The sequence below is a fragment of the Acetobacter sicerae genome, from assembly GCF_011516765.1.
Lineage (GTDB): Bacteria > Pseudomonadota > Alphaproteobacteria > Acetobacterales > Acetobacteraceae > Acetobacter > Acetobacter sicerae.
Genome location: NZ_JAAABN010000004.1, coordinates 194,288 through 218,818 on the forward strand (window position 1 = coordinate 194,288; position 24,531 = coordinate 218,818).

General features: G+C 58.9%; 23 protein-coding genes and 1 other RNA gene. 11 read left to right on the plus strand and 13 right to left on the minus strand.

Features of this window, described 5'->3' with window-relative positions; all coding sequences use genetic code 11:
• Positions 1–103 precede the first annotated feature (103 nt).
• The gene (locus GVI59_RS06435; protein ID WP_242012975.1) at positions 104–475 is read left to right on the plus strand and encodes a YraN family protein; all 372 of its coding nucleotides are present in this window, start codon (positions 104–106) and stop codon (positions 473–475) included.
• Positions 476–632: 157 nt separating this feature from the next.
• Here GVI59_RS06435 and GVI59_RS06440 read toward each other — a convergent pair whose 3' ends face one another.
• From GVI59_RS06440 to GVI59_RS06495, 12 genes are all read right to left on the minus strand, one after another.
• Positions 633–959 carry a hypothetical protein gene (locus GVI59_RS06440; RefSeq protein WP_242012976.1) on the minus strand — a complete coding sequence of 109 codons (327 nt, stop codon included), beginning with the start codon at positions 957–959 and terminating at the stop codon, positions 633–635.
• 204 nt (positions 960–1,163) lie between these two features.
• Positions 1,164–1,499: a Grx4 family monothiol glutaredoxin gene (gene grxD / locus GVI59_RS06445; RefSeq protein WP_099348251.1), complete on the minus strand. Its 336-nt coding sequence runs from the start codon at positions 1,497–1,499 to the stop codon at positions 1,164–1,166.
• Between the two features lie 77 nt (positions 1,500–1,576).
• Positions 1,577–1,807 (minus strand): BolA/IbaG family iron-sulfur metabolism protein, encoded by a 231-nt coding sequence (locus tag GVI59_RS06450; RefSeq protein ID WP_173573473.1) that lies wholly within the window; start codon positions 1,805–1,807, stop codon positions 1,577–1,579.
• Between the two features lie 43 nt (positions 1,808–1,850).
• On the minus strand, positions 1,851–4,061 hold the full coding sequence (purL, locus tag GVI59_RS06455; RefSeq protein WP_173573474.1) for a phosphoribosylformylglycinamidine synthase subunit PurL: 2,211 nt from the start codon (positions 4,059–4,061) through the stop codon (positions 1,851–1,853).
• Complete coding sequence (purQ, locus tag GVI59_RS06460) at positions 4,058–4,759, minus strand: phosphoribosylformylglycinamidine synthase subunit PurQ (RefSeq protein ID WP_173573475.1); 702 nt, start codon at positions 4,757–4,759, stop codon at positions 4,058–4,060. Before purQ ends, purL begins: the two co-directional genes overlap by 4 nt.
• A complete protein-coding gene (locus GVI59_RS06465) occupies positions 4,756–5,160 on the minus strand; it encodes a Rap1a/Tai family immunity protein (RefSeq protein ID WP_173573476.1) in 405 nt (134 codons plus the stop codon). The genes purQ and GVI59_RS06465 overlap by 4 nt, the downstream gene beginning before the upstream one ends.
• Complete coding sequence (purS, locus tag GVI59_RS06470) at positions 5,157–5,399, minus strand: phosphoribosylformylglycinamidine synthase subunit PurS (protein ID WP_173573477.1); 243 nt, start codon at positions 5,397–5,399, stop codon at positions 5,157–5,159. The genes GVI59_RS06465 and purS overlap by 4 nt, the downstream gene beginning before the upstream one ends.
• A 55-nt stretch (positions 5,400–5,454) precedes the next feature.
• Positions 5,455–6,219 carry a phosphoribosylaminoimidazolesuccinocarboxamide synthase gene (gene purC / locus GVI59_RS06475; RefSeq protein WP_173573478.1) on the minus strand — a complete coding sequence of 255 codons (765 nt, stop codon included), beginning with the start codon at positions 6,217–6,219 and terminating at the stop codon, positions 5,455–5,457.
• A gap of 238 nt (positions 6,220–6,457) precedes the next feature.
• Positions 6,458–7,051, minus strand: coding sequence for a sugar O-acetyltransferase (locus GVI59_RS06480; RefSeq protein ID WP_173573479.1), 594 nt, complete (start codon positions 7,049–7,051; stop codon positions 6,458–6,460).
• A gap of 69 nt (positions 7,052–7,120) precedes the next feature.
• The gene (purB, locus tag GVI59_RS06485) at positions 7,121–8,470 is read right to left on the minus strand and encodes an adenylosuccinate lyase (protein ID WP_173573480.1); all 1,350 of its coding nucleotides are present in this window, start codon (positions 8,468–8,470) and stop codon (positions 7,121–7,123) included.
• 316 nt (positions 8,471–8,786) lie between these two features.
• Complete coding sequence (locus tag GVI59_RS06490; RefSeq protein WP_173573481.1) at positions 8,787–10,970, minus strand: TonB-dependent siderophore receptor; 2,184 nt, start codon at positions 10,968–10,970, stop codon at positions 8,787–8,789.
• Between the two features lie 58 nt (positions 10,971–11,028).
• A complete protein-coding gene (locus tag GVI59_RS06495; RefSeq protein WP_173573482.1) occupies positions 11,029–12,147 on the minus strand; it encodes an LLM class flavin-dependent oxidoreductase in 1,119 nt (372 codons plus the stop codon).
• Positions 12,148–12,472: 325 nt separating this feature from the next.
• On the opposite strand from GVI59_RS06495, the gene GVI59_RS06500 reads away from it, so the two are divergent.
• Both GVI59_RS06500 and GVI59_RS06505 read left to right on the plus strand, forming a co-directional pair.
• Positions 12,473–12,985 carry a hypothetical protein gene (locus GVI59_RS06500; protein WP_173573483.1) on the plus strand — a complete coding sequence of 171 codons (513 nt, stop codon included), beginning with the start codon at positions 12,473–12,475 and terminating at the stop codon, positions 12,983–12,985.
• Between the two features lie 320 nt (positions 12,986–13,305).
• Positions 13,306–13,803 carry a hypothetical protein gene (locus GVI59_RS06505; protein WP_173573484.1) on the plus strand — a complete coding sequence of 166 codons (498 nt, stop codon included), beginning with the start codon at positions 13,306–13,308 and terminating at the stop codon, positions 13,801–13,803.
• 79 nt (positions 13,804–13,882) lie between these two features.
• On the opposite strand, the gene GVI59_RS06510 is transcribed toward GVI59_RS06505, so the two are convergent.
• Positions 13,883–14,956: an alpha/beta hydrolase gene (locus tag GVI59_RS06510; RefSeq protein WP_173573485.1), complete on the minus strand. Its 1,074-nt coding sequence runs from the start codon at positions 14,954–14,956 to the stop codon at positions 13,883–13,885.
• A gap of 84 nt (positions 14,957–15,040) precedes the next feature.
• Here GVI59_RS06510 and rnpB point away from each other — a divergent pair.
• From rnpB to mraY, 8 genes are all read left to right on the plus strand, one after another.
• Positions 15,041–15,432: RNase P RNA component class A (rnpB, locus tag GVI59_RS06515), an RNA gene on the plus strand.
• A gap of 332 nt (positions 15,433–15,764) precedes the next feature.
• A complete protein-coding gene (gene mraZ / locus GVI59_RS06520) occupies positions 15,765–16,241 on the plus strand; it encodes a division/cell wall cluster transcriptional repressor MraZ (protein WP_173573486.1) in 477 nt (158 codons plus the stop codon).
• The gene (gene rsmH / locus GVI59_RS06525) at positions 16,238–17,239 is read left to right on the plus strand and encodes a 16S rRNA (cytosine(1402)-N(4))-methyltransferase RsmH (RefSeq protein ID WP_173573487.1); all 1,002 of its coding nucleotides are present in this window, start codon (positions 16,238–16,240) and stop codon (positions 17,237–17,239) included. Before mraZ ends, rsmH begins: the two co-directional genes overlap by 4 nt.
• A gap of 84 nt (positions 17,240–17,323) precedes the next feature.
• Positions 17,324–18,340, plus strand: a complete 1,017-nt coding sequence (gene ftsL / locus GVI59_RS06530) for a cell division protein FtsL (protein WP_173573488.1) — start codon at positions 17,324–17,326, stop codon at positions 18,338–18,340.
• A gap of 234 nt (positions 18,341–18,574) precedes the next feature.
• Positions 18,575–20,554: a peptidoglycan D,D-transpeptidase FtsI family protein gene (locus GVI59_RS06535; RefSeq protein ID WP_173573565.1), complete on the plus strand. Its 1,980-nt coding sequence runs from the start codon at positions 18,575–18,577 to the stop codon at positions 20,552–20,554.
• A gap of 3 nt (positions 20,555–20,557) precedes the next feature.
• A complete protein-coding gene (locus GVI59_RS06540) occupies positions 20,558–22,030 on the plus strand; it encodes a UDP-N-acetylmuramoyl-L-alanyl-D-glutamate--2,6-diaminopimelate ligase (protein WP_173573489.1) in 1,473 nt (490 codons plus the stop codon).
• The gene (locus GVI59_RS06545) at positions 22,027–23,430 is read left to right on the plus strand and encodes a UDP-N-acetylmuramoyl-tripeptide--D-alanyl-D-alanine ligase (RefSeq protein ID WP_173573490.1); all 1,404 of its coding nucleotides are present in this window, start codon (positions 22,027–22,029) and stop codon (positions 23,428–23,430) included. Before GVI59_RS06540 ends, GVI59_RS06545 begins: the two co-directional genes overlap by 4 nt.
• A complete protein-coding gene (mraY, locus tag GVI59_RS06550) occupies positions 23,430–24,521 on the plus strand; it encodes a phospho-N-acetylmuramoyl-pentapeptide-transferase (RefSeq protein WP_173573491.1) in 1,092 nt (363 codons plus the stop codon). Before GVI59_RS06545 ends, mraY begins: the two co-directional genes overlap by 1 nt.
• Positions 24,522–24,531 lie beyond the last annotated feature (10 nt).

Sequence of the window (24,531 nt, forward strand, 5' to 3'; positions counted from 1 at the left end):
AGCGGTCGGCAGGATTATCTCTCTCCGTTTCAATATCTGTTTAAGGAAATTCTTACCTTACCGGGCGAGACTTCGGAGCATGCAAATGCAAAGACACGCAATCATGCCTCGGCAGCCTGAACGTGGCCGCACTGCCTGGCGGAATGGCGTGCAGGCTGAGCACGTCGCCGAGCAGGCGCTCCTCTCACACGCATGGCGGATTCTCCTGCGTCGCGCCCGTACTCCCTTGGGTGAAATTGATCTTGTTGCGCTCAAAAACGGACAGCTGAGCTTTATCGAGGTCAAGAAGCGCACCACATATGCCCGCGCCGCCGAAGCAATCAGCGACCGACAGCGCCATCGGATCATGAACGCAGCGGAATTCCTTCTCGCCACGCATCCCGAATGGATTTACGACACGGTCGTATTCGATGTCATTCTCGTGGATGAAACCGGCGCTCCCAGAAGAATTCGGAACGCTTTCTGGCAGAGCTGAATCTGTCAGGAAAACAGATCGATCAACAGACAGACTGGAAAGCCGTTCATCAAATCGTCTGATGACCTATCAGGGAAATTCAATCAGTCGTTCTTGATAAACAAAAAGCCACCCGACGCTGTCAGATGGCTTTCCACTTCATATCGAAGAGAAAACGTCAGGTGCGATTGCGCACATGGGCAGAATGAGACGCTTTCTTCACGACATGGAACGACACAAGGTGAACCATGGGATGGGCTGACTGTGCACGGGACGCCAGAACAGTACGTCCACGCGATGAAGTAGCAGCTGCGCGATGTGCTACTGCATGGTGCACGACCGGGTGATAAACGGGCACAGCCGTCAGGGACTCGAGGGTCAGCTTGCTGGCTTCGTAATCGGAAATGACACGCTCGGCATGAGCCGATTTGACGTGAGTGACCGCAACAACCGCAGAAACACCTGCCGTGATAATCGTCAGCTTCCGCAGTATCGTCCTGATCATTTCCATCCCCGGATTTCGTTTCTCCATGCGAGTATACGTCATTGCGTGACGCTCACAACCCGCTGATTGTCTCTAAAAGGGGTAAATTACTATTTCATTTCTATCGTTCACGGGATGTGGAAACGATATATACTTTTCAAAAAGAACAAACCAAAAACAGAAACCTGCAATATCGTGGCGAACCGATATTGCAGGCGGAAAACCTCACGCAGCAGCGGAAGCGATTCCCTTTTCCTTGAGCAGCGTCTGCAGCTCGCCAGACTGGGCCATTTCCATGATGATGTCGCAGCCGCCGATGAACTCGCCCTTGACGTAGAGCTGCGGAATGGTGGGCCAGTCAGAGAAAATCTTGATGCCTTCGCGCATCTCAGGATCAGCCAGAACATTCTCGGCCTTGAACGGCACGCCGAGGTGGTTCAGCACCTGCACGACGCGGGCGGAGAACCCGCACTGCGGGAAGTCCGGTGTGCCCTTCATGAACAGCATGACGGGGTTTTCTTCAACAAGCGCCTGAATGCGCTGACCGACAGGGGTGGACATCTCTGCTTACTCCAGTTTCCGGACAGGCCCGCATCAACTGCGGAAACTGCCCGGTTTCATTCAGAAAATCGGGGTCATCAGGGGGCTGACGTCTTGAGTGCAAGCGCGTGCAGCGTCCCGCCCATATGCCCTTCAAGAGCATTATAGACCAGCTTGTGCTGTTTCACCCGTGGCAATCCACGAAAGGCTTCACTGACGACAGTGCAGGCGTAATGATCGCCGTCACCCGCCAGATCGTCGATGCTCACTTTTGCGTCAGGAAACGCCTTGAGGATGTAGGCCTCGATATCTGTCGCACTCATGGCCATGACCATTCTCCTTTGCTGCCGGTTTACCGGACCAAAACGTCGCTTAGCGATCCATCAGGGCGGGGAAGAACGCTTCATGCGCTACATTCATACGCGCCGCAGACACTCTTGCCCCGCTGGGAAGAACCAGACAGTCGCCACCGATGGCTGCCGCCACCCGTGCCGGAACGCCAGCCTTTTCCGCCGCGGCAAGGAACGCTTTGCCATCACCTTCGACCGCAACCAGATAGCGGGCCTGATCCTCGCCGAACCAGAACGCCTCCGGACGCATGCCGGATTGCGGCGGCTCAAGCGTGCAGCCATTGCCGGTCGCCATGACCATCTCGGCGGCGGCGATCAGAATGCCGCCATCCGAAACGTCGTGACAGGCTTTCACCACACCTGCTGCAATCTGCTCCCGCACGAAGTCGCCGTTGCGACGCTCGGCGGCCAGATCGACATCCGGCGAATCACCCGTTTCGCGGCCAAGGATTTCCCGCAGCCAGAGCGACTGACCGAGGTGGCCTTTCGTATCGCCCACGAGGATCAGCGTGCCATTCTCAGGCATGCCGAGACCGACGTTCTTCGTGACATCGTCCAGAACGCCCAGACCACCGAGGGCCGGGGTCGGCAGGATGGCCGATGTGGTGCCGTCCGGATTGCGGGTCTCGTTGTAGAGAGAGACGTTACCGCTCACGATCGGAAAGTCGAGCGCACGGCAGGCTTCACCGATACCTTCGATAGCGCCGACGAACTGCGCCATGATCTCAGGCTTTTCGGGATTACCGAAGTTCAGATTGTCCGTCACGGCGAGCGGACGTGCGCCTGTCGCCGTAATGTTACGCCATGCCTCGGCAACAGCCTGCGCTCCCCCCTTCTTCGGGTTGGCGCGGCAGTAACGCGGCGTGCAGTCCGTGGTCAGCGCCAGACCGATGGACGTGTCCTCGACCTTGACGATGGCCGCATCCGCGCCACCCGGACGACGAACCGTCTGTCCGCCGACCGTGCTGTCATACTGGTTCCAGATCCATGCGCGGGACGCGACATCCGGACAGCCGACCAGACGGATGAGCGTCTGCTCCAGACCGAGCGGATCATGGATGTCACCAACCGGCTCCGGCGCGGGCAGCGGTGCCGTCGGACGATCATAGATCGGAGCCTGCTCCGCCAACGGGTCCAGCGGAATCTCGGCTTCGACCTGCCCCTTGTGGCGCACGACGATGTTGCCGGTGTCGGTCAGATGACCGATGACCGCGAAATCCAGTTCCCACTTCTCGAAGATCGCGCGGGCGACCTCGGTGCGTTCCGGCTTGATGACGATGAGCATGCGCTCCTGACTCTCGGAGAGCATCATCTCATAAGCCGTCATGTTCGGCTCGCGCTGCGGAACAGCGTCGAGGTCGAGATCGATGCCGACACCGCCCTTGCCCGCCATCTCGACAGACGAAGACGTCAGACCGGCAGCGCCCATGTCCTGAATGGCCACGATCGCATCGGTCGCCATCAGTTCAAGGCACGCTTCGATCAGCAGCTTTTCGACGAACGGGTCGCCGACCTGCACGGTCGGACGCTTGGCCAGCGCGTTCTCGTCGAACTCGGCGGAGGACATGGTGGCACCGTGGATACCGTCGCGACCGGTCTTGGAACCGACATACACCACCGGGTTACCGATACCCGCCGCAGCCGACAGGAAGATCTTGTCCTGACGGGCGACGCCGACCGTCATGGCGTTGACCAGCGGGTTGCCGTCATAGGCCGGGTGGAAGTTCACTTCGCCACCGACAGTCGGAACACCGACGCAGTTGCCGTAACCACCGATGCCACGCACCACACCGTCCACGATCTGACGTGTGCGGGGTGTTTCCGGCGAACCGAAACGCAGGGCGTTCAGATTGGCGACCGGACGCGCGCCCATCGTGAACACGTCGCGCAGGATGCCGCCGACGCCCGTCGCCGCGCCCTGATAGGGCTCGATGAAGGACGGGTGGTTGTGGCTCTCCATCTTGAAGATGGCGGCCAGTCCCTGTCCGATATCGACCACACCGGCGTTCTCGCCGGGACCGTGGATGACCCACGGCGCCGTCGTCGGCAGGGTGCGCAGCCACTTGCGGGATGACTTGTAGGAACAGTGCTCGGACCACATGACCGAGAACACGCCCAGTTCCGTCAGGCTCGGTGTGCGCCCCATGATGGCGAGGACGCGATCATATTCCTCGGCGGACAGGCCGAATTCGCGGGCCAGATCGGCGTTGACCGCTTTCTGCTTGCTGCTCATCGGACCAGCGCCTCCACCAGACTTTCGAACAGGGGCTTACCGTCTTCTCCACCCATCAGCGGATCAACGAGGTCTTCCGGATGCGGCATCATGCCGCAGATGCGGGAGTTGGCGCTCAGGATTCCGGCGATGGCTTCGAGGCTGCCGTTCGGGTTGCTGTCGCGATCAGCGGCGTCCACCGTGCCGTTCGGCGCAGAGTAGCGGAACGCCACGCGGTTCTCGCCCTGAAGCGTCTTCAGCGTCTCGGCGTCCGCGACATAGTTGCCGTCACCATGGGCGAGCGGCGTGCGGAACACATCGCCTTTCTTCCAGCGAAGGGTAAACGGCGTCTCGGCGTTCTCGACGCGAAGATGGCAATCCTGCGACAGGAAGCGCAGACCAGCATTCCGCAGCAGCGCGCCCGGCAGCAGGCCGGTTTCCGTCAGGATCTGGAAGCCGTTGCAGACGCCCAGGATGTGACCACCCTTTTCAGCGAACGCACGGATTTCCCGCATGATCGGAGAGTGCGCGGCCATAGCGCCACAGCGAAGGTAATCGCCATAGCTGAAGCCGCCCGGCAGCACGACGAGATCAAGCTCGGGAAGCTCGGTGTCCCGGTGCCAGAGGATTTTCGGAGCGTGACCGGTAACCGCCTTCAGGGCGATCGCCATGTCGCGCTCCCGGTTGGTCCCCGGAAAAACGACGATACCGGCTTTCATTTCTTCTGTTCCGCTGGCTTGGAGGAAGCAGCACAAGGATAGGAATCATGCAGGGCCATGAACACGCCCTCACCCACCGGTTTCTGCAGCACATCCTTGTGCGCTTTCAGCCAGGTGATGACATTGTTACGCATGGCGGCGCTTGTTTCCGTGGCGGGAATGCAGAACCCGGCGGGAGCGTTCGGATCGCCCTGATTGCGATCATTGATCTTTGAGAGCGTTCCGGCGTCCGCGAGTCCGGAAATATAGGCGTCACACACGGACGCACCGGCAGGGCGGGTGCAGATGCGACCGAAGTTGCCTGCCGTCATCGGCGAGACGCGCTGCGCCATGGCGGCGTCGGCGGCGAACAGACCGGAAGCGAGGAGAAGAGCGGACGAAACAACGGAAAAGCGGCTCATTTCACCACCTCAACGACAAAGTCCTCAATCACTTCATTGGCGAGAAGCTGCTTCGCCATCTCGGTGGCGCGCGCCTCGACCTTGGCGGCGTCCGAGCCATCGACATCCAGCTCAATCACCTTGCCGACCCGGACTTCCTTCACTTCCGGAAATTCCAGAACATGAAGGGCGTGGCCAATGGCCTTCCCCTGTGGGTCAAGCACACCCTCTTTCAGAGAAACAGTCACGCGAACCTTCATACCGCCCTCCGGCCTTCTGGCCTTAACTCTTTCAAACACACCCTGAACGGCGTGTTCACTGCATTGTTTCAGAACCTTTGAGATCGCCATTCCCGGCCTCGGGCAGAATGCCGAGACGACGGGCGACTTCCTGATAGGCTTCCTCGACCTGACCCATATCCCGACGGAAACGGTCCTTGTCGAGCTTCTCGTTTGTCTTGGAGTCCCACAGGCGGCAGTTATCGGGAGAAATCTCATCCGCAAGGATGATGCGCATCTCCTCGCCTTCCCAGAGACGTCCGAACTCCAGCTTGAAGTCGACCAGTGAAATCCCGACGCCGGCGAACAGCCCCATAAGGAAATCATTCACACGCAGCGACATGGCGACCATGTCATCCAGATCATGCGGGCTGGCCCAGCCGAACGCCGTGATATGCTCCTCAGCCACCATCGGATCACCGAGAGCATCGTTCTTGTAATAATACTCGACGATCGAACGCGGAAGACGCGTGCCTTCCGGAATACCCAGACGCTTGGCGATGCTGCCTGCGGCGATGTTCCGGATCACGATCTCCAGTGGAATGATCTCCACCTCACGGATCAACTGCTCCCGCATGTTGATCCGGCGGATGAAGTGCGTCGGAATACCGATCTCCTGCAACCGCAGCATGATGTATTCGCTGATGCGGTTGTTCAGGACACCCTTGCCGGTGATGATGCCATGTTTCGCGCCATTCCCTGCCGTGGCGTCGTCCTTGAAATACTGCACGAGGGTTCCGGGTTCCGGCCCTTCAAACAGGATCTTGGCTTTACCTTCATACAGCTGGCGGCGGCGGGCCATGGTCGTTCTTGCTCACTCTCGGCTTGCGGGAAGACTGAAACAGACCCACCCGCAGTTTTCCGGCCCAACACAGGCCTCCTGCGGCTGCCTCTTAGCAGCCTTCGAAGCGAGATGATACTGTCGGGTTGGAGAAACGCACGCGGGTACTGCCGCACTGAAGGCATGCTCCAGAATTAAACATTTATATTAGATACATGTTATTTTCGTCGAAAAACCGGCAAAAAAGCACTTAATCCGCTCAAAAAGCCGAAAAACCCGTTCGATCGTCCTGAGTGATGGATCGTATGACCCTGCACGGCACCCCCGCCGCGATGACGCTGGAAGGAATATCCTTCGTCACAACACTTCCTGATCCGATAATGCTGTTATCGCCGATCGTGACGCCGGGGTTGATATGAACTCCGGCCCCGATCCAGACGCGGTTTCCAATCTTCACAGGCCGGGCATAACAGGCCCCGGCGGTGCGTTCATCGGGATCAGTGGCATGATTCGCCGTGTAAATACCGACCCGGGGACCAAACAGCACGTTGTCGCCAATGGATACCGTCGCGGCATCAAGAATGATGCAGTCGAAGTTGGCGTAGAATTTTTCACCGACGGAAATATTGAAGCCAAACTCGCACCGGAAGCGGGGTTCGAAATGGGCTCCGTTGCCCACATGATGCAGGAGACTTCGCAGGAGCTGCTCACGTTCCCCCTGCGGACGACCGAAACTGTCGTTGTAACGGTCAGAAAGATGGACGGCCCGCGCCCGGGCTTCAACCAGTTCGGGCGTCAGATCGTTGTAGCAGGCACCTGTCAGCATGTGCCGACGCTGCGCGATCAGATCCATCTGCGACCGTCCACATTATGCTTTATAAAAGACTGAACCGTCTTTCCGGAAAGACGGTTCCAGGACCAGTCAGGCCTGCGGACCAGCCTCACCGAAGATCAGCGTGTAGCGGTCATCGACGGCTTTCAGATGCGAGCGGCTGTCCATGGCGGCGTCCAGCACTTCCGGCGCGATCCGACCGGCGATTTCCGGATCAGCGTCCAGATTCTCGCGGAAGGTCCTGAAGCCCGGCTTGCCGAGTTTGGTCCACGTCTCCATCGCGCAACGCTGCACGATGCGGTAGGCGTCCTCACGCAGCACACCGGCGCGGGCCAGAGCCAGCAGCACTTCACCGGAATGAACGACGCCGCCGAGACTTTCGATGTTGGCGGCCATCTGGTCCGGATAGACCAGCAACTTGTCCATCATGCCCGCCAGACGGGCCAGCGCGAAGTCGAGACCGATGGTCGCGTCCGGGCAGATGTTACGCTCGACCGAGGAGTGGCTGATGTCGCGCTCATGCCACAGCGCCACGTTTTCCAGCGCCGGAATGACGGCGGCACGCACCAGACGGGCAAGACCTGTCAGGTTCTCGGACAGGACCGGATTCCGCTTGTGCGGCATCGCGGACGAACCCTTCTGACCCTTGTGGAAGAACTCTTCCGCCTCGCGCACTTCCGAACGCTGGAGATGACGCACTTCCGTCGCCAGACGCTCGATGCCACTGGCGATGACGGCCAGCGCACAGAAATAGGCGGCGTGACGGTCACGGGGAATGACCTGCGTGGAAACCGGTTCCGCCTTGAGACCCAGCTTTTCGGCGACATAGGCTTCAACGCGCGGGTCGAGATGCGCAAACGTGCCGACGGCGCCCGAGATGGCGCAGGTGGCGATCTCGGCGCGAGCCGTTTCCAGACGCTTCCTGTTGCGGTCGAACTCGGCGTAATGCCCGGCCATCTTGAGACCGAACGAGGTCGGCTCGGCGTGGATACCGTGGCTGCGGCCAATGGTCAGCGTGTATTTGTGGTCGAAAGCCTGCTTCTTCAGTGCAGCCAGAACCGTATCGAGGTCTGCGAGCAGAAGGTCGGTCGCCTGCGTAAGCTGGACCGAGAGGCAGGTATCGAGCACGTCGGAAGACGTCATGCCGAGATGCACGAAACGGCTGTCCGGACCGATCTTTTCCGCGAGCCATGTCAGGAAGGCGATCACATCATGACGGGTCTCGGCTTCGATAGCGTCGATACGGTCGAGATCGGCCTGCGAGAACGCGGCCATTGCGGCGTCGCCCTTTTCGCGGATGGTGCGGGCGGATTCCTTGGGGATCTCGCCCAGTTCAGCCATCGCCTCGCATGCCAGCGCCTCGATTTCGAACCAGATCCGATAGCGATTTTCGGGGGCCCAGATAGCCAGCATTGCGGGTCGTGTGTAGCGAGGCACCATGGGCGCGTTTCCTCTTTCTGCTCAAAATCAGGCTGCTACGAGCCTCATCACCGCGACCATTGAGGAGCATCAGAACGTCATGAAGCGCTCTCGCGCCCTGACAGAACGGCTATTCCCCTTATGGTCTTTTGAGCGTCCTAGAACATTTCGGCTGGAGACGGAATGGCCTGAGCCATTCTATCCGGGTTTTCTGCCGTTTTGAGACGCCTGTGGAGCCGAGTTTTATAAAAACAGCCCAGATTTTATGTTTCTTCGCACCGAATGAGAGCATAAAGGATGTCCGTCCCTTACACTCCCCTTCCCCGCAATCTACTTGCTACAGATCGAAACGTGCGCTCAGTGTCACAGTACGTGGCGCGCCGGGAAACAGATTCCGGTTCCCCCTGCTCAGCCAGTACCGAACATTGCCAACATTCTCGACCGCCGCCCGAAACACCATCGGATGCCCCCCGACATTCACGGCGTACGACGCCCCCACATTCCCCACGATATAGGATGGAAGACGGATTGTATTGGCGGCATCAAGCCAGTTCCGTGAGACAAAATTGAACCCGGCGTTCACGCTGAGGCCCTTGACCGGGCGTATCCGGTAATCGGCATTGAAAGCAGCCTGAAAAGGCGCAACCGCTTCCAGTTTATGACCAGCATAGCCGACAGCGGCTTTCACATATCGGGCGTCCAGATAAGCAAGGCTGCCATTAACGTTCAGATCCCGCGTCAGGAGCCATGAGGCTGATGCCTCCACACCCTGATAACGGGACTTGCCATCCTGAACATAATAATTCTGGGCATTCGTATAGGCGGCTCCTGTATCCATACGGAACACAGCGAGCGTGCCACTGAAAGTTTTACGCTGCACCTTGATGCCGGCTTCGTACTGATCGCTTCGTATCGGGCCGAACACCTGCATGTAGTTCACATTGCTCGACCCCGCCTGGCCTCCAGCCTGCATGGCCTGCACCCAGCTGAAATAGGCATTGATTTCCGGAGTGATTTTATAGCTCAGGGAGACGACAGGCGTGACCGGATTATTACGATGGGCTGCCGTCCGGCTACCCGTTTTCGAATAATCGTTTTCCATGTAATCCGTGTAACGGGCTCCCGCCATCAGAGACCATTTCCCATAACTGAACGTATCACTCCAGAATGGGGCGACCTGCTGGTAATCAATGTAGCGGTACATACGGGGATTGAAATTCGTCGCGTTCGAGATGATCGGCCTCCCATCATGAATGTTACCGTATTCAAGAGGGCCAAGAGCGCCTGAATTGGCGTCCGCATCGAACATCTGCCGCAACCAGGTGATTCCCACGATCACGTCCTGACGAACAGGTCCGGTGATGAAATGTCCCTGCGTGATGGCATCCACCTGATGGTAGGTCAGAACACGTTTCTGCTCGAAAGCCTGATTGTAGTAATCTCCATTCGGGCTGGTGAAGGTAATCTGGTTGGACGGGAACTGTTCATTGAGGTGCGTATAACCATATGTCAGCGCCGCAGACCAGTTTTTTGCAAATTCCCAGTCGAATCCCGTGCTGAACCGCTTCATATCATTCGTCTTCCAGGAATCTTTCGCACCGAAGACGGAGCGCCCGCTAATAGTCTCAATGGCGCCGACACCATTTGCGGACGCGATCGTGTTGACCATTCCTTTCTGGAGAGTGTTCAGATAAAAACTGTTGAAGCGCCAATGCAGTTTATCAGTTATACGTACGTTTGTGGTGAAAGAGGTCGAAAGATTTCTTAGAAAGCTGGCGTTATACTGATTCCCGACTTCACTTGCGAACGTAAGGCGTGTCTGGACACGATGAGCAGAATCAAGCGAGCCGCCGACATCCAGCATCTGCCGGAAAACCGCATCTGAACGGTAGCCCGCTTCCAGCGTGACTTTCCTGTTTTCCACCGGAGCTTTCAGACGGTAATCCAGAACGCCACCCGGCGATCCAAAACCATACATGAAAGCGGATGCTCCCTTGAAAACCTGAATGGTGTCAAAATTCGCAACCGGCAGATCAATATACCAGTAAGGGATCGCCATCCCGTCTATTTTGTAACCGTTGGTCCAGTCCAGATTGAGTCCGCGCACGCGGACACTTGAGCCTGACGCCGTGGAGGTTCCGTTGGAATTCGCCTGAACACCGGGTTCATAACGCATGACATCATTGATGTCGGATGCCTGCATTGCTTCAATTTTGGCGGCTGAAACGGAACTGACCGAAAAAGGCGTGTCAAATTCGGATCTGTTTCCAAGCGCACCCAAAGGGACATGCCGGGCAAGACGGGGAGCATTCCGAACTGTTCTTACCGTAATGACTTCCGATCCTCCCGTAACATGCTTTGGAGCTACCGTATGTTTTTCAACAGATTTAGGCGCTGCTGTCGCCTGCGGATTGCGCGCACGCACTGCATGGTCAGTCGAAGCATGCGGTGTTGCGGCATGTGCTGTAGAAATACCGGATAGCGAGGCGATCAGAAAGGAACGCAACCCAATGTGGGCCATAAAAACTATCTCCGAAAAACGATGATTGGCATTCTGTATTTTTGAATATTACTTTATATTATCTACCACATCGTTCTTCACGCTCAACGAGCGCCCTTACGCGGGGAATAAGCTCTCTGCCATAAATCAGGGCGTCTGAAAGCGGGTCAAAGCCACGGATCAGAAAAGTCTCGATGCCGATCCTGTAATAATGGAGCAGGCTTTCCGCGACCTGATCCGCAGTCCCGACCAGCGATGTGGAGTTCCACCGCCCACCAGTCGCCTGAGCAACACCCGTCCATAGCCGTTCATCATGGCGGTTGCTTCTGGCCGCAATTTTCTGAAGACGCCTTGATCCTTCATTCGTCGGGAGGTTTTCAGACGTAGGTTTCCGACCTGCACGGTCGAGGCCGATGCCTGTCGGCCCTTTCTCTTCTTCCTGCCGCCTTTCAAGAAGCGCCTGAATGGAAGCAGCCCGCTCCCACGCCAGCTCTTCCGTTTTTTCTATGATTGGACGAAAAGAAACGGAAAATCTGATCTGCCTGCCATGTTGGGCGGCCGCATCCTTTACCCGCCCGACCAGTTCACTTGCTTCCTTGAGAGGCTCACCCCACAAGGCATAGCCGTCAGCGTACTGGCCCGTGACAGCAATGGCTTCTTCAGATGCGCCACCAAAATAAATCGGGATACCGGCAGTTCTGACCGGTCGTACATCCGAATGCGCGCCTCTGACCTGATAATACTCGCCATGATGGTCAAAAGGAGCGCTCTCCTGCCATTCCTGACGAACGACCCGGATATACTCAGCAGCGCGGCTGTAGCGCTCCGCTTTCGTCAGATGATCGCCATCCGCCTGCAATTCCCTGTCATTTCCACCCGTAATGACGTGCATGGCGACCCGCCCACCGGTCAATTGGTCCAGCGTTGCAAACTGACGGGCCGCAAGAGTAGGCGCTGCGAAACCGGGACGATGGGCTATCAGCAATCCCAGACGTTCTGTTGCCGACGCCGCATGCTGTGCGACCAGCAGACTGTCGGGAGAGGTCGAGTGGAACGCGATCAGGGCACGATCAAAACCACCCCTTTCCTGTATAAGGGCGCTGCTGGCAATATACTCGGGATCTACAACAGGCCCATTTGGACCAACCACCTCCGTCTGCTCCTGAGCGCTGACATAACCAATAAATTCGACAGGCATTATCCGATGATCCTGAGAGAGATACGCCTCTCAAGAATGAATTGGATCATGAGGAAAATCACATCAGAAATACTCACATAAAATATAATGGATTATCATATCTGTTAATTTACAATTATTCATAAGAAATTTCTCCATAAATAGATAGTTTTATTTATATAACATAGAAATATTTAATAAAAACAACAATCAAACAAACATTTTTATTTATAATATTTTCCAATTTCCGCCCGTTAATTTCGGGATAGCAGTTACGCTTTCCAACATCTATCTCCGCATTCCCTGTGGCGCTACAGACTGCAGAAATAGAAAATCAGGAGCATCAATGAGCGCTACATGGGGCGATTTTCAGGCTGTCATTCAGCTTTCAGCCGGTCTCAATGTCGCCATACTGAGCTTTGTCGATATCAGCCTTCCCGCCATCAAGGAGCGCCGTCGCGTTTTCGCCAAGGCACGACAGGAACTCGATATCCACCGCAGGAATCCCCATAAACGGACCACGGAAGAGAAGTCCAGTCACGCCGACGCCGTGGGCGAGGTTGACCGCATGCTGTTCGACCTGTGGCGGGAAACATCCGCCTTTGAAGCCATTGAAGATTCCCTGATGAAATCGACCGGTGTTTTTGGAATCTTTGGCGCGATCCTCGGACTTGGGCTGCTGTGGTATTCAGCCGTGCATTATGGCGCCGAGATGCCACTCCTGGGCGAAATCCTCACCATCCTCTCATTCCTCTCGCTCGCAGGCGCATTTCTGATCAATTTCTTTACCGCCTCAAAAGCATCCACCTATGCCAAGCAGTGTAACGAATTGCGGGATCACATGCGTACCTATCTCTGAACGGTGACAGTGAATCTGACCCGCGGCGCATGAGCGGGATCTGCGCCGCCACGCCGCAATCCGGAACGCAACGCCTCCCGTTCTGATCCGGATACGGAGCGGAAGTCATCACGCAAAACCATCGCCCGCCCCCATCCCTGCAATCGGGATACAACGCCTTCAGTCAACAGGTCTTCGCTCTCTCCAGATGATCCCTGTTTCATGATGACCCGAAAGGGTTCGCCTTAACTCATTATATCTTTGCTCTAAAAAATGATTGGCACACAGGAAATTGCCCGCACTTCTGCAGCTACTAACAGAGCATGCATGGGAGCCAAACTATGTATATTGATCTATCAGGCGATTTAGCCGCGACCAGACTTTCAGCCGATCTTGGCCTGATCAAACCGACAGCCACGACCGCCTCGACGTCGAACATGTCGGTCACATCCTCCGATGCAAATGGTGCCGCAACCATACTGGACATGTCATCAACATCGTCCACCTCTGTCTACCAATCCAACGGTCCGACGGTTCTGATACCGGAAGGTGACCGATATGTTCCTATCAGCGCAAACACTGAGATCGACGGAAAAGCTGCTTCCAAAGTGAAAGGAGCGATAATGGTCAACGGCGATCTTGGAACCGATCTGACTTCGTCTTCCTCCACGCTTACCCTCTACACGGCTTCCGGCAAGACCCCGGCTCAGGACGCGCAGGCTCTCTCCGGTATGAGCGAAGGAAATAGCGAGGAAACGCTCATTGCAAAGCTCTTTTCCTCCTCAACGGACAAAACCGGGAATGTGGACGCCAGTCCAGGAAGCGCCTCTGAAACATGAAGGGCAGCAAAGCACTCGCTGCAAATTCTTCAAGGGGAGCCGCAGAACTGCACGCGCAAAACCGCCCCGACCTTCACCATTATCCCCGCCCCCTGAACGCCGTCCGCAACGCGTGCCCGCTCTGACGCAGAACACGACGCGCCTTTCTCATCATGGGATAGAACAGAAGAAATCCATGGAGCGTGCCGCGTACGCAGGTGTAGCTGACCACATTCCCCGCCTGCGTGAGATGCTGGGCATAAAGCGCCCCCTCATCCCTGAGCGGATCGCACTCTGCCGTCATGATCCATGCGGGCGGAAGTCCGGACAGGTCTTTCTGTAATGCCGGAGCAAAGTCAGGGTTGAGCAGATCATCTTCCGATGAGGCATACTGACTCCCGTACCACTCCATCATGGCTTTCGTGAGGAAATAGCCGTGAGCGAACTTCTCACGAGAGGGCGTTTCCTCACGTCCAAGCGTGGCCGGATAATAGAGTACCTGCATGACGGGAGCCGGAGGTGACGGGTTTGCGTCACTCCGATGGGCCTCTCTTACTTTCTGGCACAGAACGGCCGCCAATGTTCCACCTGCACTATCTCCCGCAATGGCGATTGAACCACCCCATCGCCAGGCTTCCGCTGCCAGCCAGCTGAAAGCTGCCCACACATCCTCGACCGCCGCCGGAAATTTATGCTCGGGCGCCAGACTGTAATCGAATGACAGAACAGCAGCGCCGGACGCACGCGCCAGACGACAGCATATCCCGTGATGGGAATTGAGGCCGCAATGCACAAAGCCGCCCCCATGGAGAAACAGGACAACGCCCCTCACCTTTCCATAAGGTAGATAGAGTCGCGCCGGCCTCAGTTCCGTGGCGCCCGGCACACGCAGGTCAATGACCTGCTTCAGGGGGAGCGCGGACAGACGCATGGGAAATGACGGACGATTTGTGAGACGCCTTATATAGGCAAGCGACGCAGCTGATACCGTGTGCGGAATGGCCGGGGCCGCCTGCGGCGCTTTGAGAGTCTGCCGGTGTTTGCGACGTCTCTGGCTGGCGGCATGAAGTCCCCGCAGCAGAAGACGGGAGGTCAGATCCGGTTTATCTCTGGGGAAGAAACCAGAGATCTTTCCGAAAGACAGACGTTCCGTGAGCATTTCAATCTTCAGCATGATCTGAACAGGCTGTGGGTTACATCAGAATATGTCCAGCCGTATCTTGACGGAACAGTTCTGCACGCGCAGGGTCCGCGCCTGCCAGACGGTCGGACGATCGCTGTCGCCTGTATCAGGTGATGGAGGAAAGTCCGGGCTCCACGGGAGAACGGTGCCGGCTAACGGCCGGCGAGGGTGACCTCAGGGAAAGTGCCACAGAAAACAGACCGCCTTCCGGGCCTGCTTGCAGGCTGGAGGTAAGGGTGAAACGGTGCGGTAAGAGCGCACCGCGCTTCCGGTAACGGCGGCGGCAGGGCAAACCCCACCGGGAGCAAGACCGAATAGGGACGGTAGGCAGCCTGACTGCCAAAGGTTCTCCCGCCTTCCGTCCGGGTTGGTCGCGTGAGGCGTGTTGCAAGACACGTCCCAGAGGAATGATCGTCACGGTCTCTTCGGAGAACGGACAGAACCCGGCTTACAGACCGTCTGGCACTTTTTTCCTCTCCTTCGACTCATAAAAGAAACGAGATTCTCTTTTTAAAGAATCGGCAAAAGAGCCGCCTTTGAGGCAGCAGAAATTTTTAAGACAAGAATAAGAAATCCCTAAAAGAACATAACGAGAACATCCGCCTTCGTTAATGGATACCTGCTTTCTGGAAACCTTTTAGGAACGAAGTACGACAAACTTGTCTTTTTTCGCGGTTTTCTGCCAATTTTTATTACAGATTCATTTGACGGCCCATAAAATCCCATGGTATCCCAGAATCAACCAAACGGCCCCAACAACCTCGGACCGCAACCCTGCGCATGAAGGATTTCTCACCCGGTGAGCGTGTTTCTCGGCACACACCAGAATCGAATCGACGCCAAGGGGCGTGTTTCGATTCCAGCCGGGTTTCGCACGGTCCTACGCAATCAGACTGTGGAAGGTGAGGCCCTGATGGTTCTGCGTCCTTCCCACACCCAGCCCTGCATCGAGGCATGGCCGTCCGCCGCATTCGCCTCTCTGGCGCAACCGCTCGACAGGCTGGACATGTTTTCAGACGAACATGACGACCTCGCAGCGGCGCTGTACGCGGACGCCTATCCGATGGACTCGGATCGTGAAGGCCGCATCATCATTCCCGATTTCCTGAGAGAACATGCCGACCTTTCCGACAGCGTGGCCTTCATGGGACTCGGCCGGATCTTCCAGATCTGGGAACCGAAAGCCGCCGAGCAGCGTCGGGCCGAAGCGCGACTCCGTTCCCGTCGCGTAACATTGCCGGGCAATCGCACTGGCGAGACGGGCGGATCAGCATGAATGCGATGAACTCTCCTGCTGCCGCCCGCCCGGACTACGATCCCGGTCATGTTCCGGTCATGCGGAATGAGGTGCTTGAGTGCCTCGCCCCCCGGGACGGTGAAGTCTATGTGGACGGCACCTTCGGCGGCGGCGGTTATACAAATGCCGTGCTGGCGGCAGCAGACTGCTGTGTCTGGGGAATAGACCGCGACCCTGACGCCATTGCGCGTGGTGAGACTCTCGCCCGTGTATGGGGTGACGCTGCGGACGGCACGCCACGCCTGCGGATGCTTCACGGCGGTTTCGGAACGATGCAGGACATGCTGCACGCCGCTGGCACGGACCATGTTGATGGCGTCATGCTGGATCTTGGCGTGTCCTCCTTTCAGATCGACGAGGCGGAGCGCGGCTTCTCCTTCCGCCACGATGGTCCGCTGGACATGCGGATGGGAAAAGCCGGTCGTTCCGCAGCGGATATCGTCAACACGGCCTCCGAAGCCGAACTGGCCGACATCTTCCATTATTATGGGGAGGAACGGCATGCACGCCGCGTGGCGCGCACTGTCGTAGAAGCCCGCAAGACCACGGAACTGAAGACGACGCTTCAGCTGGCCGAGGTCATCCGCTCCGTCGTGCCGTCCGACAAGTCGGGAATCGATGCCGCGACACGCAGCTTCCAGGGACTGCGGATTGCCGTGAACGATGAGCTTGGGGAAATCGAGCGCGGTCTGGAACAGGCCCTCGCTCTTCTCTCTCCGGGCGGACGTCTGGTCGTTGTGTCTTTCCATTCTCTGGAAGACCGCATTGTCAAACGCGTCATGGCGGCGGCGGCGGGTCAGGAACCCGGTCTCTCACGCCATGACCCCCGCTCCATGAGTCGCGGGAAAAAAGCAGCGTCGTTCAGCCTCCTGTTCCGCAAGGCGATGAAGCCTTCGGATGAGGAATGTCGACGCAATCCACGGGCCCGGAGCGCCAAGCTTCGCGCCCTGAGCCGGCTCGGATCGTCAGATGACTGATTTGGGTTCACAGACCGTGCACGCGGAACCACAGGCGAATGTCGGCGCCGGTTCCGTAAAATCTTCCGACAAAGGAACAGTCTGATGTTCAGGCCCTTCACTTTCTTCTGCGCGTTGCTGGCCGGTTCGTCGGGAATGTACCTCTATACGAAGAAGCATCAGACTACCGTTCTGGACCAGCAGATTTCCAGAATCGTTGGCGACACACAGCACATCCGTCAGCAGACCGCCGTGTTGCAGACCCAGTGGGCGCTGCTCAACCAGCCCGACCGCCTGACTCACCTCGCCGCCCGGTTTGATTCCAGCCTGAAACCGATGGAGCCGAAGCAGTTCGTTCGCATGACGGATCTGAAACAGCATCTGCCGGCTGCCGTGAGTGTTCATGACGCCGTCGTTGCGCGTGCCGATACCCCTGTTGCCCCACCTGCTTCAGCGGAATCCCGCACGGCTGCCGCCGCCGTCATGGCGTCCAGCACTATTCAGGAACATGAGCGTGTTCGGGATGCTGTTGTGAAGCCGGCAGCCTCTGTTGTGGCGGAAACCTCAGTCAGAAAAGCGCCTGTTGTTCTGGCCAGGGCTGAAACACCGGCTCTTCCGGTCCACATGCATGAAGCGCACGTGACGGAAGCCCATATGGCGAGTGAATCGCGCAGGCTGACGAGTGAGAGCCCGAAACCCCAGATGCTGGCCCTGTCTGACGCGACACCGGTTGTCACGCACAAACCCCAGCATCATGCGACTGCTTCCGCCCCGGCATCGACCGATGCGCTGGCTCTGGCGCTGGGCGAAAAGCCTGAGACGGCGACTGTTCACCACAGCGCCCGCACCGTCGTGGCCGATAACAGTGTGAGCCGGCATGTCGCCACGCATGAGACAGCAGACCTGAGTGATGTCACTCACGTTACACATCATGCGGTGACACATGTGGCGGCCAATGATACGCCACGCCACACGACGGCGCTCTCGCCAGTTACTGTCGCAGCATGGCATCCGGCCACCGCTCCGCGCTACGTGGAAGCCCGCGCAACCTATAGCGGCTCTCTGCTTGGACACTCGGCAATCGGAGGTGGACTGCCCCCACCGATGCCGGTTTCAAACTAAGGCCACAGTTTTCGGTTTCTATAGTGTCGTGCCGGTCTGACCGGCACGGACTCTTTTTCAGACCTTCATTCCGGCACACGTGTTTCCAGATGTTTCCGGGCCCTCGAGGATACGCCGCCCCTCATGCCTCGCCAGTCGTCGCCACCTGAGTCTCCCTCATCAGATCACGAACATCCACCACAGGATGTCCGGATCACAAGTGCGGATCTGCGTGAACGGGCCCAGCTGGAGCGGATGCATGTGCGACTGCTCGGAGTCGCCGCCGGATTCTGTCTGCTGTTCGGAACGGTGGCGCTAAAGGCCACGTTCGCCACCATCATCTCGCCCATGGCTCCGGAAGCGCGGCAGTTGCGTCCGCAGGTGCCGGACATTCCGAAGATCGATCCCAAAAGCACGCTGACCAGCACGCTGACCATGCCGCAGGTCAGGCGCGCCATGATCGTGGACCGCAACAATCAGGTTCTCGCTGTTTCGCTGCCGGTCGCCCAGCTCTACGCCAACCCACGGGAACTGATTGATCCGCAGGATGTGGCGAAGAAGCTGAAATCCGTTCTGCCGCAGATGGATGAGGAGGAGACGGTCAGACGTCTCTCTATGGCGAAACAGTTCGTCTATCTGGCGCGCAACATCACGCTCCAGCAGGAGCTGGCGATCAACAATTTCGGTATTCCGGGCATTTACTTCGAGGCCGGTGAGCGCCGCCACTACCCGCAGGGACAGGTTGCCGCCCAGATCCTTGGCAGCGTGGATATTGATGATCACGGCATTGCCGGTGTCGAGCGTTATTTCGACAAGCGCCTGATCAGTGACAAGAACCCGCTGAAACTGTCGCTGGACGTCCGTGTGCAGGGCGTGGCGCGTGAAGAACTCGCTGCCGCGATGCAGACGTTTGAGGCGATCGGGGCCTGCGCCATTGTGATGGATGTCAACAGCGGCGAAATCGTCGCCATGGTCAGTCTGCCGGATTACAACGCCAACGATTTCGCCCATGCGCCCGGCGACGCCCGCTTCAATCGCGCCGTGACGGGCATGTATGAGCCCGGCTCCACCTTCAAGCTCCAGACGGCAGCCATGGCGCTGCAGCTTGGCGTCGCCCATATCTGGGACCGCTTCTCCTCCATTCCCATTCACATCGGCCGCTTCACCATCGCCGATATGAAGACCGACCACTTCTCGCCGTGGCTGTCACTGCCGGAAGTCATGGCGTTCTCGTCCAACCCCGCCGCAGCCCATATCGCGCTGGATGTCGGCGCGCAGAGACAGCAGGACTGGCTCAGGGGCATGGGGTTCTTCGCGCCGGTGCCGGTCGAGCTGCCGGAAGCAGGACATCCGATCATCCCGGCGCGCCGGAACTGGGGCATCTCAACCGTGATGACGGTCGGCTTCGGTCATGGTGTGGCTGAGCCGCCGCTTGCCATCGTGCGTGGCACGGCGGCGACGGTGAATGGCGGCATTCTGGTCAAGCCGACCCTTCTTGCGCGGGACGAGGACGCCAGCGCCCGAAGCACATCGGACATGGCGTCCGAACCGTCCATTTCAGGCGGACCCAACATCGAAAACGCACTGCCGGACACGACTACAGGCGCAGAGGGAGCCGAAACAGCGGACACCCCTGTCACTCCAGAGGGTCAGCGCGTCTTTTCGCCCGAAATTTCCGCAACGCTCCGCAAGATCCTGCGTCTGGACGTCAAGCTCGGCACCGGCAAGACGGCAGAGGTGCCGGGATATTACGTTGGCGGCAAAACCGGCACCGCCGAGAAGATCGGTCCGCATGGCGGCTACCTCAAGCATGTAAACATTGCCGCTTTTACCAGCATTTTTCCGATGAACGCGCCGCGTTACGCTGTCTATGTCATGCTGGACAGCCCCAAAGGAACCGCTGCGACACATGGCTGGACGACAGCCGCATGGAACGCTGCCCCGACCGTCGCCCGGATCATCTCCCGCATTGGACCGATGTTGCAGGTGTTCCCCGACACGGCGCATGAACCGCAGATCGACGCGGCGCTCTCCATTCCCATGCGCCCTTCTCCGCCAAGAGGTGTAAGACCCCTCGGTCCCGGCAATGATCCCGGAGATCCAAGGCACGCCGCCGAGGAGAAGCGGGTTGAGGAAGCGGAGAGAAAGAAATCGCTGAAGGCAGGCGATCCGAACATCATGAAACATGCTGCAAACAGACAGAACAGTTCTCAACAGGAAGGCGGACAGGGCTAGATCATGAAACTTTCCTCTCTCCTTTCCCAATCCGGCCTGACATCAGACGCTCTGGCGACGAATGACCCGGAGATCACGTCCGTCACGGCTGACAGCCGACAGGTTCAGCCCGGCTCCCTGTTTGTGGCGCTTCCGGGAACACAGGAAGACGGCAGCATCTATATTCCCGACGCGCTGGCGGCGGGAGCCTCCGCCATTCTCGTGCCGGATGGGGAACAGGCCATAAAGGGGCAGGCGCCGACCGTCTTTACAAAGACGCCGCGTCGCTCGCTCGCCATTCTGGCCGCGACCCTCGCCGGTCCGCAGCCCGAGCATATCGTCGCCGTCACCGGCACGAACGGAAAAACCAGCACCGTCGATTTCCTGCGCCAGATCTGGCAGGGCATGGGCCGCACTTCCGCGAGCTTCGGGACGCTGGGGCTGATTTCCCCCGTTGAATTACCATTCCGCATCCCCTCCCTCACCACGCCGGACCCGGTGACGCTGGCGAAAGCGCTCGCCGCTCTTCGGGAACGTGGCGTGACGGATGTGGCGATGGAGGCCTCTTCCCACGGCCTGGACCAGCGCCGTCTGGACGGGGTGAAGATCGCCGCCGCCGGTTTTACCAACCTGACCCGCGATCACCTCGATTATCATGGTTCGCTGGAAGCCTACCGCACGGCCAAGCTGCGCCTGTTCGACACACTTCTCCCCGGCGGCGGTCTTGCGGCCGCCAATGCCGACATGGATGAAGACACGCTCGACGCCCTGCGCGATATCCAGCGCCGCCGTGATCTCGACCTGCGGCTGGTCGGGCGCAAGGGCACCACGATCCGGCTGGTGGCGCACAAGGCGCTGCCGAACGGACACCAGCTTCTGCGGCTTGAAATCGGCAGGAAGGAAATGGACGTGACCCTGCCTCTGCCGGGTCGTTTTCAGGTGGATAACGCCCTGCTCGCCGTGGCTCTGGCGGGACCGGACAAAACCGACATGGAACAGGCCCTGACCCTGCTGCCGACGCTGCGGGGTGTGCGCGGACGCATGGAGCAGGCCGTCATGCTTCCCAACGGCGCTTCCGTCTATGTCGATTACGCCCATACGCCGGATGCGCTGGCCCGGGCGCTCGACAGCCTGCGTCCGCATGTCAAAGGTCGTCTGCTGATCCTCTTCGGCGCGGGCGGCGATCGTGACAAGGGCAAGCGGCCTCTCATGGCGCAGGAAGCCACGCAGCGGGCTGACGTGGTGTTCGTCACGGACGATAACCCCCGCAGCGAGGACGCGGCAGACATCCGGCGCGATATTCTGGCCGGTGCGCCCAAGGAAGTCATCGAGATCGCGGATCGCAGAACGGCCATCGCGGAGGCGCTGCGCCAGCTTCAGCCGGGTGACGTGCTGCTGGTCGCGGGCAAGGGACATGAGCAGGGCCAGATCATCGGCGACGTCGTGCAGCCTTTTGACGATGTGAGTGTGGTGAAAGATCTGGCGGCGGAACTGTGAGCATTCTCTGGACAGGCGAAGAGCTGGCCGCCGCGACACAGGGACGCTTCGGCTCTGAAGATGGCCATGCGATCGCGGTTTCCGGTGTGTCGATCGACACCCGCACTCTTGCGAAAGGCGATCTGTTCATCGCCCTGCTGGGTGAGAATTCGGACGGTCATGCCCATGTCGCCATGGCGCTGGACAAGGGTGCTGCAGCCGTTCTCGTGCATCGCACGGACGAACTGGAAGACGTTGATCCCACTGATCCGCGTCTGCTGATTGTCGGCGACACGATGGTCGGACTGTGGGATCTGGCGCGGGCGGCGCGTGCCCGCTTTACGGGCGATGTCATCGCCGTGACGGGAAGTGTCGGCAAGACCACGACCAAGGAAATGCTGCGGGTGGCGCTTGGCGCGCTCGGCAGGACGCACGCTTCCGCCGCTTCCTACAACAATCACTGGGGCGTGCCGCTGACGCTTGCCCGACTGCCACGGGACGCCGTGTTCTGCGTCAGTGAAATCGGCATGAACCATCCCGGTGAGATCGCCCCGCTGGCTGAACTGGTACGGCCCGATGTCGCCGTCATTTCCACGATCGGCTCGGCGCATCTGGGCCATATGGGCAGCCTCGACGCCATTGCGCGGGAAAAAGCCTCCATTATCGCGGCCCTTCCACGTGGCGGTATCGCCATCGTGCCGGACGATGCGGAAGGACAGGCGATCTTTACCGACATGGCGCAGGCAGCCGGTGTCACGCTCTGGCGCTCCGGTTTCGCCGAGACCAGTGAAGCGCGCCTCACCGATCCTGAACTCTCCGGCGAAGGCAGCCGGTTTGTCGCCCATGTGGCCGGAACTGCGGTTCCCGTCGAAATTCGCGCGCCCGGCGAACATCTCGCCCGTAATGCGCTGTCCACTCTGGCGGTCGTCGCGGCCCTGCATGGCAGCGGTTCGGAACTCAGTCGGGCGGCGGAAGCCCTCGCCAGTTTCACACCCGGCACGGGGCGTGGCGCGGCGTCCCCCATTCTCGATGGCGAAGCTCTCCTGCTGGATGAGAGCTACAACGCGTCCGTCCTGTCGATCAAAGCCGCCCTTGGTGTGCTCGCACTTCTGCCAGCAAAACGCCGCATTGCCGTGTTGGGAGACATCCGCGAACTGGGTGACTTCGCTCGCGAGGAACATCTCTCCCTTGAGCCGGCGGTCAGCGCCGCGGCCGATCTTGTATGCTGTTGTGGACCGCACATGAAAGACCTGTTTGACGCCCTGCCCTCTTCCCGTCGGGGAAGCTGGGAGGAGAACTCCACGGCGCTTGCGCCGCTTGTGCGGGCTGTCCTGCAACCCGGTGACGCCGTGCTGGTCAAGGGAAGCTTCGGCAGCCGGATGAAGGTTGTCGTGGATGCGCTGAAAGCGGAGAGCGTCTGATGCTGTATCTGCTGGTCGCCCATCACGCACATGGTCACACGACGTTTCTCAACCTGTTCCGCTATCTCACCTTCCGCGCTGGCGGAGCCTGTCTGACCGCTCTGGCGATTGCCCTGCTGCTCGGCAATCCGGTGATCCGCGAACTCAAGCGCATCCAGCGTGAGGGCCAGCCCATCCGCGCCCTCGGTCCCGAGCGCCATATTCTGGAGAAGGCCGGGACGCCGACCATGGGCGGTATCCTGATCCTGATTGCGCTGTTTGTGTCCACACTTCTGTGGGCCGACCTTCAGAATGGCTTTGTCTGGGCCGTGCTGTTTGTCACGGCCTCTTTCGGCGCCATCGGTTTCGCGGATGATTACCTCAAGCTTTCCCGGCGCAACACGGATGGCGTGTCGAAAAAGACGCGTCTCACCTGCGAATTCGCCACCTCCCTGATCGCGGGCTGGTGGATGCAGCAGATGATGCCGCCCGAACTGACCAACCAGCTGGCCTTTCCCTTCGTGAAGGATTTCCTGCTGCCACTTGGCATCGCCTTCCCGATCTTCGCGATGGTGACGATCGCCGGTTTCGGCAACGCCGTGAATTTCACGGACGGGCTGGACGGGCTGGCGACGGTTCCCGTGGTGATCGCCGCACTGGTGTTCGCGCTGATCGCCTATCTGGTCGGCAATCATGTCTTTGCGGACTATCTTCAGCTTCACGCGGTTCCGGGAACAGGTGAACTCGCCATCTTCTGCGCGGCGCTGGTTGGTGCGGGACTGGGCTTTCTCTGGTTCAACGCCCCGCCCGCCTCCGTGTTCATGGGCGATACCGGCTCGCTGTCGCTCGGCGGCGCACTGGGGGCTGTTGCTGTCGCCACCAAACATGAACTGGTGCTGTGCATCGTCGGCGGTCTGTTTGTGGTCGAGACGCTCTCCGTGGTGATTCAGGTGTTCTGGTACAAACGCACCAAACGCCGCGTGTTCCTGATGGCCCCGCTGCATCATCACTTTGAGAAAAAAGGCTGGCAGGAGCCGAAGATTGTCGTCCGGTTCTGGATCGTCTCCGTCGTGCTGGGGCTGTTCGGCCTCGCTACGCTGAAACTGCGCTGAGGAGACCACG

Coding starts and splice junctions, on each gene's coding strand:
- GVI59_RS06435 (WP_242012975.1), top strand. CDS start 104: ATGCCTCGGCAGCCTGAACGTGGCCGCACTGCCTGGCGGAATGGCGTG.
- GVI59_RS06440 (WP_242012976.1), bottom strand. CDS start 959: ATGATCAGGACGATACTGCGGAAGCTGACGATTATCACGGCAGGTGTT.
- grxD (WP_099348251.1), bottom strand. CDS start 1,499: ATGTCCACCCCTGTCGGTCAGCGCATTCAGGCGCTTGTTGAAGAAAAC.
- GVI59_RS06450 (WP_173573473.1), bottom strand. CDS start 1,807: ATGGCCATGAGTGCGACAGATATCGAGGCCTACATCCTCAAGGCGTTT.
- purL (WP_173573474.1), bottom strand. CDS start 4,061: ATGAGCAGCAAGCAGAAAGCGGTCAACGCCGATCTGGCCCGCGAATTC.
- purQ (WP_173573475.1), bottom strand. CDS start 4,759: ATGAAAGCCGGTATCGTCGTTTTTCCGGGGACCAACCGGGAGCGCGAC.
- GVI59_RS06465 (WP_173573476.1), bottom strand. CDS start 5,160: ATGAGCCGCTTTTCCGTTGTTTCGTCCGCTCTTCTCCTCGCTTCCGGT.
- purS (WP_173573477.1), bottom strand. CDS start 5,399: ATGAAGGTTCGCGTGACTGTTTCTCTGAAAGAGGGTGTGCTTGACCCA.
- purC (WP_173573478.1), bottom strand. CDS start 6,219: ATGGCCCGCCGCCGCCAGCTGTATGAAGGTAAAGCCAAGATCCTGTTT.
- GVI59_RS06480 (WP_173573479.1), bottom strand. CDS start 7,051: ATGGATCTGATCGCGCAGCGTCGGCACATGCTGACAGGTGCCTGCTAC.
- purB (WP_173573480.1), bottom strand. CDS start 8,470: ATGGTGCCTCGCTACACACGACCCGCAATGCTGGCTATCTGGGCCCCC.
- GVI59_RS06490 (WP_173573481.1), bottom strand. CDS start 10,970: ATGGCCCACATTGGGTTGCGTTCCTTTCTGATCGCCTCGCTATCCGGT.
- GVI59_RS06495 (WP_173573482.1), bottom strand. CDS start 12,147: ATGCCTGTCGAATTTATTGGTTATGTCAGCGCTCAGGAGCAGACGGAG.
- GVI59_RS06500 (WP_173573483.1), top strand. CDS start 12,473: ATGAGCGCTACATGGGGCGATTTTCAGGCTGTCATTCAGCTTTCAGCC.
- GVI59_RS06505 (WP_173573484.1), top strand. CDS start 13,306: ATGTATATTGATCTATCAGGCGATTTAGCCGCGACCAGACTTTCAGCC.
- GVI59_RS06510 (WP_173573485.1), bottom strand. CDS start 14,956: ATGCTGAAGATTGAAATGCTCACGGAACGTCTGTCTTTCGGAAAGATC.
- rsmH (WP_173573487.1), top strand. CDS start 16,238: ATGAATGCGATGAACTCTCCTGCTGCCGCCCGCCCGGACTACGATCCC.
- ftsL (WP_173573488.1), top strand. CDS start 17,324: ATGTTCAGGCCCTTCACTTTCTTCTGCGCGTTGCTGGCCGGTTCGTCG.
- GVI59_RS06535 (WP_173573565.1), top strand. CDS start 18,575: ATGCATGTGCGACTGCTCGGAGTCGCCGCCGGATTCTGTCTGCTGTTC.
- GVI59_RS06540 (WP_173573489.1), top strand. CDS start 20,558: ATGAAACTTTCCTCTCTCCTTTCCCAATCCGGCCTGACATCAGACGCT.
- mraY (WP_173573491.1), top strand. CDS start 23,430: ATGCTGTATCTGCTGGTCGCCCATCACGCACATGGTCACACGACGTTT.